The sequence below is a fragment of the Vogesella oryzae genome (assembly GCF_902829295.1).
In the GTDB taxonomy this organism is placed as follows: Bacteria; Pseudomonadota; Gammaproteobacteria; order Burkholderiales; family Chromobacteriaceae; genus Vogesella; species Vogesella oryzae.
Genome location: NZ_CADEPL010000028.1, coordinates 25,957 through 37,450, shown reverse-complemented (window position 1 = coordinate 37,450; position 11,494 = coordinate 25,957). Strand labels below are relative to the sequence as shown.

Sequence of the window (11,494 nt, the reverse complement as noted above, 5' to 3'; positions counted from 1 at the left end):
GCCTTTTGCCATTTCAGCTACAACAAAAACGCAACGCTGGGCCTACGCATCAGGTACGGCCGGCCTTCAGGCGGCTTCCGGCTGCTGCAGTGGCTGCGGCGCCTGCCGCTGCCATTGCTGGTAGCACTCCAGCCCGCAGAAGTTGCTGACGTACTCGTCCTTCTCGCTGTTGTGATCCGGCGGAATTTCTTCCATGCAGACCCGGCATTCTAGTGTGGTGTCCATATTGCGCACTCCACGGCAGGATGCTTCAGCCTAGGCAACATGTTGGCCGCCCGGAAATCGATTGTGGCTATGCCACTCATCGCGAACCGCTATCGGCAGCAAAAAAAACCGGGCGCCCAAGCGATGCCCGGTTTTTGACGCAGCGGATATGACTTAGTCTGCCAGGTTGGCCGCATGAAAGCGCAAATGCTCCTCGATGAAGCTGGCGACAAAGTAGTAGCTGTGGTCGTAGCCCGGCTGCAGCCGCAGCGTCAGCGGCCAGTCACGCTTGCTCGCGGCCAACTGTAGCGCCTCCGGTTGCAACTGCTCCGGCTTGAAGCTGTCCTGTTCGCCCTGATCCACCAGCGTCGGTAAGGGTTGGGCCGTGGCCAGCAGCTGGCAGCTGTCGTAGGCCGCCCATGCCGCGCGGTCTTCGCCCAGGTAAGTGGCAAACGCCAGCTGCCCCCACGGCACCGACGCCGGGTTGACGATGGGCGCAAATGCCGACACCGAGGCATAGCGCCCCGGGTTGCGCAGCGCCACCATCAGCGCACCGTGGCCGCCCATGGAGTGGCCGCTGATCGCCCGTTTTTCGCTGACCGGAAAGCTGGCCTCCACCAGCGCCGGCAGTTCCTCTACCACGTAGTCGTACATGCGGTAGTGCGCGGACCACGGCGCCTGGGTGGCATTGACGTAGAAACCGGCCCCCTGCCCCAGATCGTAGCGATCGGCATCGGCTACGCCTTCGCCACGCGGGCTGGTATCCGGCATCACCAGCGCCAGCCCCAGTTCGGCCGCCACACGCTGCGCGCCGGCCTTGGTGGCAAAGTTCTCGTCGTTGCAAGTGAGGCCGGACAGCCAGTACAGCACCGGCACCCGCTCGCCGTGCGCGGTCTGCGGCGGCAGGTAGATGGCAAAAGTCATCGTCGTGCTGGTGCTGGCCGACTGGTGCCGGTAGCGCTTGTGCCAGCCACCGAAGGCGCGCTGGCTGGACAGCAGCTCAAGTGTGGCGCTCATGCCGGCCTCACTTGGCAAAGTGCACGACGCTGCGGATCGACTTGCCTTCGTGCATCAGGTCGAAGGCGGTGTTGATGTCGTCCAGCGGCATGGTGTGGGTGATGAAATCATCAAGACGGAATTCGCCTTTCATGTAGCGCTCGACATAATCCGGCAGCTCGGAGCGGCCACGCACGCCGCCAAAGGCCGAACCGCGCCACACACGACCGGTGACCAGCTGGAACGGACGGGTGCTGATTTCCTCGCCGGCACCAGCCACGCCGATGATCACCGACTCGCCCCAGCCTTTGTGGCAGCATTCCAGCGCCGAACGCATCACCTTCACATTGCCGATGCACTCGAAGGAGAAATCCACGCCGCCGTCGGTCATTTCCACGATCACGTCCTGGATCGGCTTGTCGAAGTCATTGGGATTGACCAGATCGGTGGCGCCCAGTTTGCGCGCCAGCTCGAACTTGCTGGTGTTGATGTCGATGCCGATGATGCGGCTGGCACCAGCCATGCGCGCACCGATCACCGCCGACAGGCCGATGCCGCCGAGGCCAAAAATGGCCACAGTATCGCCGGCCTTCACCTTGGCGGTGTTCATCACCGCGCCCATGCCGGTGGTAACGCCGCAACCCAGCAGGCAGACTTCTTCCAGCGGCGCCTCTTTATTGATCTTGGCCAGCGAGATTTCCGGCAGCACGGTGTACTCAGAGAAGGTTGACGTGCCCATGTAGTGGTAGATCGGCTTGCCGTCCTTGGAGAAGCGGGTGGTGCCGTCCGGCATCAGCCCCTTGCCCTGGGTGGCGCGGATTGCCTGGCACAGATTGGTCTTGCCGGACTTGCAGAATTTGCACTCACCGCATTCCGGGGTGTACAGAGGAATCACGTGATCGCCCACTGCCACGCTGCTGACACCCTCGCCTACGGCTTCCACAATGCCGGCACCTTCGTGGCCCAGAATGCACGGAAATACGCCTTCGGAATCCATGCCGGACAGGGTGTAGGCATCGGTGTGACACACGCCGCTGGCCACGATGCGTACCAGCACCTCGCCCTTTTGTGGCGGCATCAGGTCTACTTCTTCGATGGTCAGCGGCTGGTTCGGGCCCCAGGCTACAGCGGCGCGGGTCTTGATGGTCTGCATCACACTCTCCTTGATCTGGCTTGACAGGCGGCAACAGGGTTGGCCGCAGATGCCGCCATTGTAGGAATCGCCAATACAGAAATAATCCGGTTAAATGGAAACATATTTTTGTGTATTGGTAACAATCATGCAGTGGCAAGGTATCGTGGAATTCGTCACCGTGGTGGAGACACAAAGCTTTACCGTGGCGGCACAGCGGCTTGGCATGTCGGTGGCACAAGTCAGCCGCCAGGTCAGTGCATTGGAAGCACGCTTGGCGACCCGCCTGCTGTATCGCACCACCCGCCGTGTCAGCGTTACCGAGGCAGGCCAACTGTACTACCAGCACTGCCGTCCGCTGCTGGATGGCCTGCAGCAGGCCGAGCAGGCTCTGTCACAGGCCCAGGGCACGCCGTCCGGCCATTTGCGCATCACCGCCCCCACCTATTACGGCGAGACGGTGATTTCTCCGCTGCTTAACCGCTATCTGCTATCACACCCGCAGGTCAGCGCCGAGTTAAGTCTGGACAACCGCAAGATCGATCTGGTCGCGGAAGGTTACGACCTGGGCATCCGTCTGGGTCCGATGGACGAATCTTCGCTGATGCTGCGTCAGCTTGGCAGCCGGCGCCATTACGTATGCGCCACACCCGACTACCTGACCCGGCACGGGGCGCCCCACACGTTGGCCGAACTGAACCGGCACCAGTGTCTGGTCGGCACCATCGACTTCTGGCGCTTTAACGAGGGCGACCGTTTGCGCGAAGTGCGCGTCAGCGGACGCTTGCGCTGCAACAGCGGCGCGGCGCTGCTTGATGCAGCGCTGCAAGGTCTGGGCCTGGTGCAGCTACCGGACTATTACGTGGCCCCCCATCTGGAAAGCGGTCAATTGGTAGCAGTCTTGCCCGGCTACACCCTGCAGGATGGCATCTGGGCCACCTACCCGCGCAGCCGATTTATGCCGCCGAAATTGGCGGGTTTACTGGATTTTCTGGCGGCGACCCTGGCAAACCGCGTATGAAATCGATCTGATCTAAACTGGCAGCATAGCCAAACGTATCGTTTACAATTGCTGTAGTCCGACCGGTCTGAACAAGGGAGTAGAAACCATGACAAAACTGCTGAAAACACTGATCGTATCCACCTTGCTGCTGGCTGCCAGCGCGCCCACGCTGGCACTGGAGGCCGCGCAAGGCCGCCCCATCCTGACCATCAATGGCCTGATCGCCGAAAAAAATGCCGGCGCCGAGGCGCAGTTTGACTCCCGCATGATCGATGCACTGCCGCAGGTCAAAATGACGGTCCCCACCCCGTGGTACAAAACCGCCCAAACCTTCGAAGGTCCGCTGTTCCGCGATGTGCTGAAAGCGGTGGGCGCCAATGGCAAAAAACTCTATGTGGTGGCGCTGAATGATTACGCTGCTGAAATCCCGCTCAGCGACCTTTCCAAATATGATGTCATCCTGGCGCGCAAGGTTAATGGCAAAGTGCTGAGCGTCCGCGACAAAGGCCCGCTGTTTGTGATGTATCCGTTCACCAAGAACCCGGAGCTGCAAACCAAGGACATTTATTCCCGCTGCGTATGGCAGGTGAACCGCATCCGCGTCGAGTAATCAACAAAACCATCTGATGCAGAACAACGTAAAAAAGCAGTTGTGGTGGCTAGCCGTACTCATGACGGTAGCGATGATCACCGTGGGCAGCTTGTACTACAAGCAGCGCACGGTGATGCAGCGCGTCGCCACCCTCGGCGAAGACAACGTCGTCTGGGTCTACACCCAGCTGGGCATCGACTATCACCGGGCAATCGGTGCCGCTCGCCTGGCAGTTGCCACCAATGATCCGGCCGATCTGGACGAACTGCAGCTGCGTTACGAAATTCTGGTTTCCCGCATCAACATCCTGGCGCAGTACCGCTTTGCCCCGCTCTTGCACGACACCCGCTGGCACAGCACGCAAATTGCCGCATTACGCAAGATGATTGCCCATACCGACGCCATGCTGGATGCGGGCGACGGTAACTTTGACCGTAAAAGTGCCGCCGGCTTCGAGCGGGAAATGGAAGCTGTCATCGAGCCGGTACGCGAGCTGACGCTTGGGGCCAATACCCGCCTCAATCAGGTAGCGATGGAAAACAACCATGCGCTACAGGGCCTCAACACGCTGGTGGCCGGCCTCGCCGCGTTGCTGATCCTGATCACGGCGACCATTGCCATACTCGCCTACCGCAACCTGGCAGCCAGTGAACGCCGTCGTCTGGAGGCAGAGCGCCTGAGTGACAAGCTGGAGCGCGCCCGGGCCGAGGCTGAGGCGGCCAACGAGGCCAAGAGCACCTTCCTGGCCAATATGAGCCATGAAATCCGTACGCCGATGAATGGCATCATCGGCATGACCGACCTGACGCTGGACACCCGGCTGGACGAAGAACAACGCCACTACCTGAATCTGGTGAAATCATCTGCCGATTCACTTCTGGTGATCATCAACGACATTCTGGATTTCTCCAAGATTGAAGCCGGCAAGCTGGAAATGGAGTCGGTGCCATTTTCGCTGCGCAGTCTGATGGCGCAGACCTTGCATCCGTTCTCGCTACAGGCCGGCCAGAAGCAACTGGAACTGGTCTGCCGTGTAGAACCGGCAATTGTCGACCACCTTGTCTCCGACCCCTCGCGGCTGCGGCAGATACTCAACAATCTGATCGGCAATGCCATCAAGTTTACCGAACGTGGCGAAGTGGAGATCAGCGTACGCCAGCTGGCTGGCAACGCCCGTCAGCCCATGGTGCTGGAGTTTGCCGTGCGCGACACCGGCATTGGTATCGCGCCAGACAAGCAGCAACTGATTTTTGCTGCCTTTGCCCAGGCCGACAGCTCGACCACCCGTCGTTATGGCGGCACCGGGCTGGGGCTGGCCATTACCCGGCAGCTGGTAGAACTACTCGGTGGCCGGCTGTGGGTGCAGAGCAAGGAAGGGCAAGGCAGCTGCTTCTACTTCCCCCTGCCCGCCAGCCCGGCCGAAGCGCCGGTTAGCGAGCAGGCCACCGATGCCGAACTCGCCGGCAAAACCGTACTGGTTGCCGATGACAACGCCACCAACCGCAGCTGGCTGGAAACGCTCCTGCTCAGTTGGGACATGCGGCCAACCCTGGTCAGCGATGGCTTTGCCGCCCTGGAGGCACTGAAGAAATCCTCCTTTGCACTGATCCTGCTGGATGGCCACATGCCCGGCATGTCCGGCTTCGATGTTGCCCAGCAACTGCAGGCCGACCATCGCCGCGACGCTGTCATCATGCTGACTTCTTCGCATGAGCGTGGCGACACCCAGCGCTGCCAGCAACTGGGAATACGCGGCTACCTTACCAAGCCGATACGGCAAGAAGAACTGCAGATGGCCATCCGCCTGCTGCTGAGCAAGACAGCTGACAGCCTGGAGCATACCGCGCTCGTCACCCAGGACACGGTGCGCACGCTGAGCGATACACAGCACGTTCTGCTGGTAGAAGACAATCTGGTCAACCAGAAGCTTGGCATCACCTTGCTGGAGCGACACGGCTATCAGGTCACGGTGGCGGCCAACGGCCAGGAAGCGCTGGAGCTGGTCGCCGCGCAACACTTCGACCTGATCTTGATGGACATGCAGATGCCGGTAATGGATGGACTGGAGGCAACCCGCCGCATCCGGGCGCAAGAAGCAGAACATGGCGGCCATCTACCCATCATCGCCATGACGGCCAACGTCATGAGCGGCGACCGCGAGCGCTGCATCCAGGTTGGCATGGACGGCTATATCGACAAGCCCATCACCGCAGCCAAGGTCTTCGAGGAGATTGCCCGCGTCCAGGGCGGGATCGTCATGCCCGCCAAGGTTGAGCACGCAGCCACCCACAACGTGGTGTTCGACTATGCCCAGCTGCTGCGCAATTGCGATGACGACCAGAACTTTGTCCCCATTCTGCTGCAGGCATTCAGCGATGATGCACCGTTGCTGCTGGCCGAAATCGAGCAGGCCCTGGCGAGTGGCGAGCTGCCCCGTGTCGTTATCGCGTCGCATAGCCTGCGAGGGTCCGCACTATCCATTGCCGCCAATGCCCTTGTTGCCGTGTGCCAACGGCTGGAACAAACCAGCAAGGATGGCGATCTCGAGGCGGCCCGAGCCGCATTTGCAGGCCTGCCGCCTGCCCTGGCTCAACTACTGCAAGCGCTGGCGCCCTACCAGAGCACCACCACAGACTGATAGCCGGCCTTTAGGGCCACAACAATATCCGGAAAAAAACAAAGCCGACCAGGAGGTCGGCTTTGTGCTTGCAGAACTTCAAACGGGCTGGCTCTACTCTTCCACCCCACCGGTTGCAAAGCAGGCATCAATAAAGGCGGGAGCGTTGCCGGCGCGATGCCGGTTGCTGTTGCGTCCGTACACTTACTCGGGCGCGTTTCAGGGGAGACGCTTTAACAAAGAACATTACTGCTACTACAACACTACACAACAATGTCAGCGATACCATTTTGCCCCCCTCCTTTCTGCTGCCTGATTTCGATATAGATTACCCGTCACAAGGCTGCAAGAAATCATTCGTCGCTATCGTCGTTTTCTTCGTCTGCGGTCGGCAACAGGTGTGACGACAGCTGCTTGCTGGTACGCGCCCCCAGCTTGCGCAGTCGCTCGGCGCGGCCAACCAGGTTGCCGCTGCCGCTGGACAATTGCTTGAGCGCATTACCGTGGGTTTCCTGCGCCACGCTCAATTGCCGCCCCAGCTTTTCCAGGGTGTCGATCAGCCCCACCAGCTTGTCGTACATCGCCCCGCCCTGGCGCGCAATTTCCTGCGCGTTCTGGTTCTGGTACTCGTAACGCCAGATGCTGGCCACGGTGCGCAGCGTCGCCAGCAACGTGCTGGGGCCAACAATCATGATGCGACGCTCGAACGCCTCGTTGAACAGGCTCATGTCGTGCTGTACCGCCAGCAGGTAGGCCGGCTCCACCGGCACGAACATGAACACGAAGTCCAAGGTATGCAGCTTGTACAGGTCCTGGTAGCGCTTCTCCGACAGACTACGGATATGCTGCCGCAGCGCGGCAATGTGGGCTTTCAGCTCGCTGTCGCGCTGCGCCTCGTCACTGGCGGCGGTGTAGCGCACATAGGCATTCAGCGACACTTTGGAGTCCACCACCAGCTGCTTGCCTTCCGGCAGGTCGATCACCACGTCCGGCTGGTAGCGCCGCTGGCTGCCGTCCTCGTGTTCCAGCGTATCCGACACCTGCACGCGGTATTCGCGGTCGCGGGTCAGGCCGGAGGTTTCCAGCACTTTCTCCAGCACCATTTCGCCCCAGGTACCCTGCGCCTTGTTATTGCTGCCGGTCAGGGCGTTGGTCAGCGCCACGGCATCGGCATTGAGGCGGGTATTCAGCTCCTGCAGCCGGCGCAGCTCCTGCTCCAGCGTCAAGCGCTCCTTGGAATCCTTGTCGTAGGTATCCTGCACCAGCTTGCCGAAATTCTGCAGCCGCTCGCCCAGCGGGCCCAGCATCTGCTCCAGGTTTTGCCGGTTCTGCTCGGTAAAGCGCTGGCTTTTTTCTTCCAGAATCTCGCTGGCAAGCGCCTTGAACTGGTGGCTCAGCGCCTCGCGTGCCTCGGCCAGTAGCCGCAACTTCTCGGCGGATTGTTGCCGCTCCTGCTGCAACAGTGTAACCAACTCCTGCTCGCGCACACTCAGCCGCGTCAGCTCATCCTGCAGTTGTTGCTGCGCCTGCTGCCAGTGCTGTTGCTGCGCCTGCAGCTGCTGCAGCTGACGCCCCTGCTCCTCGCTGGTAGCCAGCCGAGCCGCCATGGCGCGGGCATCTTCCTGCTGCTGGAACAGCCGCTGCTCGCGGGTGGCCAACTGTTGTTCCAGCTCCGGCAGCCGCTGCAACTGGCTGCCGGCGGCGGCCAACTGCTGGCGGGTGTCGCCCAGCTGCTGACGCACTTCGTCCAGCTGGCGCTGCGCGCTATGCTCCCGTGCGGCCAACTCCTGCCACTGCTGGCTGGCGCCCTGCCACTTTGCCTGCAGCGCGGCCAGCTCCAGTTGAACCTCGTTGCGGCCTTGCTGATAGGCGGCATCCTGCCGGCTACGCTGCACACCCCAGACGGCGACGCCGCCCAGTGCCATGCCGACCACGGTGGAAATCAGGGTTTCAATCATGCTGTGATATGGTCCTGTGCAATTGCGTGATCATGCCGGTTGCCAGTGCTGGATATAGATTTGCAGCTCCTTGCGGCCCTGCCACTCGTTGGCCGCCAGCTGATATACCGCGTCCACTTGCTGCGGCAACCAGTCACCGTGATTAAACAGCATGCCGTCACACTCCACGTTGCCCTTGGCCAGCCGCAGCTTGAGGTGCTTGCCCCCTACCAACCGCTGGCTGACGATGTGAAAGCGGTCATTAAAGGTTGGCGGCGGAAAGCCCTGGCCCCACACTTCTGCGGCCAACGTTTCGGCAATGTCCAGACACAGCTCGCGCGGCTGCAGGCTGCCATCGGTTTCCCACACCCGCGTCAATGCCGACTCATCCAGCAACTGGCGCGCCACCTGTTCGAATGCCTGGCGGAAGGTATCGAAATCCTGCTCGCGAATGGTCAGGCCGGCAGCCATGGCGTGACCACCAAACTTCAGCAGCAAGCCATCGTGGCGCTTGGACACCATGTCGAGCGCATCGCGCAGGTGGAAGCCGGGAATCGAGCGACCTGAGCCTTTGATCTCGCCTTCATCGCCAGGCGCAAACACGATGGATGGCCGGTGGTAACGTTCTTTCAAACGCGACGCCACCAGCCCCACCACGCCCTGATGCCAGTCATCGCGGTACAGCGTCAGCGTGTAATGGTTGGCCGCATCAATGCCGGACAACACCGTCAGCGCCTCGTCCTGCATGCCATGTTCGATGGCGCGGCGCTCGCGGTTAAGACGATCCAGCTCCTGTGCCAGCGGAGTGGCCACCTCCTCGCTACCGGCCAGCAGACAGGCAATGCCTAGACTCATGTCGTCCAGCCGGCCGGCGGCATTCAGCCGCGGGCCGATGGTAAAACCGAGATCGAAGGCATTAGCCTTGTGTGCCGCGCGGCCAGCGACGCGGAACAGCGCGGCAATCCCCGGCGCCAGTTTGCCGCTGCGCATGCGGCGCAGGCCGGCATCCACCAGGATGCGGTTATTGCGATCCAGCTTCACTACGTCGGCCACGGTACCCAGCGCCACAATATCCAGCAGCTCGCCCAGATTCGGCTCGCCCCCGTGGGCAAACACGCCACGCTGGCGCATCTCGGCGCGTACCGCCATCAGCACGTAGAACATCACCCCGACCCCGGCCAGATGCTTGGAGGCGAACTCGCAACCCGGCTGGTTGGGGTTGACGATCAGCGCATCCGGCAGCGTATCGCCCGGCAGGTGGTGATCGGTAATCAGTACCTCGATGCCGCGCGCACGCGCTGCCGCCACCCCGGCCACACTGGCAATGCCGTTATCGACGGTAACGATGATGTCCGGCTGCTGCTGTGCGGCCAACGCCACGATTTCCGGTGTCAGGCCGTAGCCGTATTCGAAGCGGTTGGGCACGATGAAATCGATCACCGCGCCCAGCGCGGCAAGGCCACGGACGGCCACGGTACAGGCGGTGGCACCGTCGGCATCGTAATCGGCCACCACCAGCAGCCGCTGACGCGCGGCGATGGCGTCGGCCAGGCGCGCAGCCATGGCGTGAATGTTTTTCAGACCACCAAACGGCAGCAAGCCCTTGAGGGCGTAGTCCACCTCAGAGGCATCGGTGACACCACGAGCGGCATACAGGCGCGCCAGCAACGGCGGCACGCCCTGTCCGCCGAGTTGCTGCAACAGTTCCGGCGGGCAGTTACGGGTAAGAATCTGGGTCATAGCGGATACAGATCACCCAGCGCATGCGGGCGTTTCCAGAAGCGCCACAGGTCACTGGGGCGCAGGGTAAGGGTAAAGCCGGCTTCACCGTGACAACGGATAGTCAGCTGCTGCAGGCGACGCTGGCGCAAGGCGGCCAACAGTGGCGCAAACCAGTCGCGTTCCAGCTGTTGCAGCCCTTCGCGCCAGCCCCAGGCATCGCGGAATTGCGCGGCGGCTTCCAGGGTATCGAGTTGCACCAGCACATCGCCAGCGGCCTCCAGACCAGCGAAGGCAAACGGCGCCAAATCCGCCGGCTTGCCGGCACGCTGCGCCAGCAATTGCCACAGCGCATCGGCGGCGAACAGGCTGTCGTGCGGCAAGGTTGGCCGCAACGCCTCGTCACCCTGCTCGCCCCACAGCCACACGCTATTGACCGGCAATTCGCCACGCGCCTCGCGCGCGTCGTTGACCGGATGGGTGTACAGCAGCATCTGCAGTTCGTTGAGATAACGGCTCCACAGCATGCCCTTGTTGCCGCGCGGCAGGTGCTCGTCGATGTCGTTGCCGATCACATCCGGTAACGGAGAAAACTCGGCGTCGCTGGCGGCCGGCAGCGACAGGAACCAGCGCTGCGGCGAAGGGGCGTGAAAAACGAAACCATCCTCGGCAAACAGCTGGTTGAGGCTGGCAACCAGCGCATCGGCCTCCGGCTGCGACAGATTCATGATGCCGATATCGCCAAGCAGTGCACGATCGCGATCCACGCGCAGGTTGACCGGATCGGCCACCAGCCAGCGGCGGCCGGCGGTTTCCAGCCCGCTGGCCGCCGCCAGTTCTGCGGCCAACGCCAGATCGGTGAGGGCAAAAGTGTGCTGCAGCAGTTTGCTGGCGCTACCGGCCTGTTGATGCAGTTGGCCGCGTCCCAGCAGGGTAGCCAGTGCCGGCAGTGGCAGGTTCTTGCTTACTTCGCGGCCATCGTGGGCATCCAGCCAGCTCAGGCCGGGAATGATCAGGGTCAGTTTCATTGCAGCTCAGGCACCACCGCCATAATTGTTTTGGGCAAAATATATTTTCCGTAAGATGAAACTCGCCGACAGCTTTGCCTGTCTTGGAAAGTTGCTGTCCGCATGGGCAGTAGCCCTTTGATTTGTCAGCAATTTTTGTTTACAGCTGGCGCCCGCTTTTGATAGCATCGCCCACTTTGCAATTTCCTGCCACGAAGCCAGCCGCTTCAGGGCAAAACCGGCGACAGAAACGTACATATCGGCACGACTATGCCAACCGGATATTA

Annotated in this window: 10 protein-coding genes; 3 read left to right on the top strand and 7 right to left on the bottom strand. The window is 61.6% G+C overall.

All coding sequences use genetic code 11. The features are described from left to right. Positions 1-66: 66 nt before the first annotated feature. The 3 genes from HU218_RS11785 to HU218_RS11775 form a co-directional block, all read right to left on the bottom strand. On the bottom strand, positions 67-225 hold the full coding sequence (locus HU218_RS11785) for a DUF3330 domain-containing protein (protein WP_174875138.1): 159 nt from the start codon (positions 223-225) through the stop codon (positions 67-69). Between the two features lie 153 nt (positions 226-378). Beyond that, positions 379-1,221, bottom strand: a complete 843-nt coding sequence (fghA, locus tag HU218_RS11780) for an S-formylglutathione hydrolase (protein WP_174875137.1) — start codon at positions 1,219-1,221, stop codon at positions 379-381. Positions 1,222-1,228: 7 nt separating this feature from the next. Further along, positions 1,229-2,353 carry an S-(hydroxymethyl)glutathione dehydrogenase/class III alcohol dehydrogenase gene (locus HU218_RS11775; protein WP_174875136.1) on the bottom strand — a complete coding sequence of 375 codons (1,125 nt, stop codon included), beginning with the start codon at positions 2,351-2,353 and terminating at the stop codon, positions 1,229-1,231. Positions 2,354-2,480: 127 nt separating this feature from the next. Here HU218_RS11775 and HU218_RS11770 point away from each other — a divergent pair, with 127 nt between their 5' ends. The 3 genes from HU218_RS11770 (at position 2,481) to HU218_RS11760 (ending at position 6,565) form a co-directional block, all read left to right on the top strand. Then, positions 2,481-3,353: a LysR family transcriptional regulator gene (locus HU218_RS11770; RefSeq protein WP_246211039.1), complete on the top strand. Its 873-nt coding sequence runs from the start codon at positions 2,481-2,483 to the stop codon at positions 3,351-3,353. A gap of 88 nt (positions 3,354-3,441) precedes the next feature. Next, the gene (locus tag HU218_RS11765) at positions 3,442-3,945 is read left to right on the top strand and encodes a putative pterin-binding protein (protein ID WP_174875135.1); all 504 of its coding nucleotides are present in this window, start codon (positions 3,442-3,444) and stop codon (positions 3,943-3,945) included. A gap of 16 nt (positions 3,946-3,961) precedes the next feature. Continuing rightward, positions 3,962-6,565, top strand: coding sequence for a response regulator (locus tag HU218_RS11760; protein ID WP_174875134.1), 2,604 nt, complete (start codon positions 3,962-3,964; stop codon positions 6,563-6,565). A gap of 332 nt (positions 6,566-6,897) precedes the next feature. Here the strand turns inward: HU218_RS11760 and HU218_RS11755 are convergent, their stop codons facing one another. From HU218_RS11755 to HU218_RS11740, 4 genes are read right to left on the bottom strand one after another with little or no spacing between them, the layout of a single operon-like run. After that, positions 6,898-8,502 (bottom strand): DNA recombination protein RmuC, encoded by a 1,605-nt coding sequence (locus HU218_RS11755; protein ID WP_174875133.1) that lies wholly within the window; start codon positions 8,500-8,502, stop codon positions 6,898-6,900. Between the two features lie 30 nt (positions 8,503-8,532). Continuing rightward, on the bottom strand, positions 8,533-10,221 hold the full coding sequence (recJ, locus tag HU218_RS11750) for a single-stranded-DNA-specific exonuclease RecJ (RefSeq protein ID WP_174875132.1): 1,689 nt from the start codon (positions 10,219-10,221) through the stop codon (positions 8,533-8,535). Then, a complete protein-coding gene (locus HU218_RS11745; RefSeq protein ID WP_174875131.1) occupies positions 10,218-11,228 on the bottom strand; it encodes a hypothetical protein in 1,011 nt (336 codons plus the stop codon). Before HU218_RS11745 ends, recJ begins: the two co-directional genes overlap by 4 nt. A 6-nt stretch (positions 11,229-11,234) precedes the next feature. Beyond that, the gene (locus HU218_RS11740; protein WP_174875130.1) at positions 11,235-11,465 is read right to left on the bottom strand and encodes a hypothetical protein; all 231 of its coding nucleotides are present in this window, start codon (positions 11,463-11,465) and stop codon (positions 11,235-11,237) included. Between the last annotated feature and the right edge of the window lie 29 nt (positions 11,466-11,494).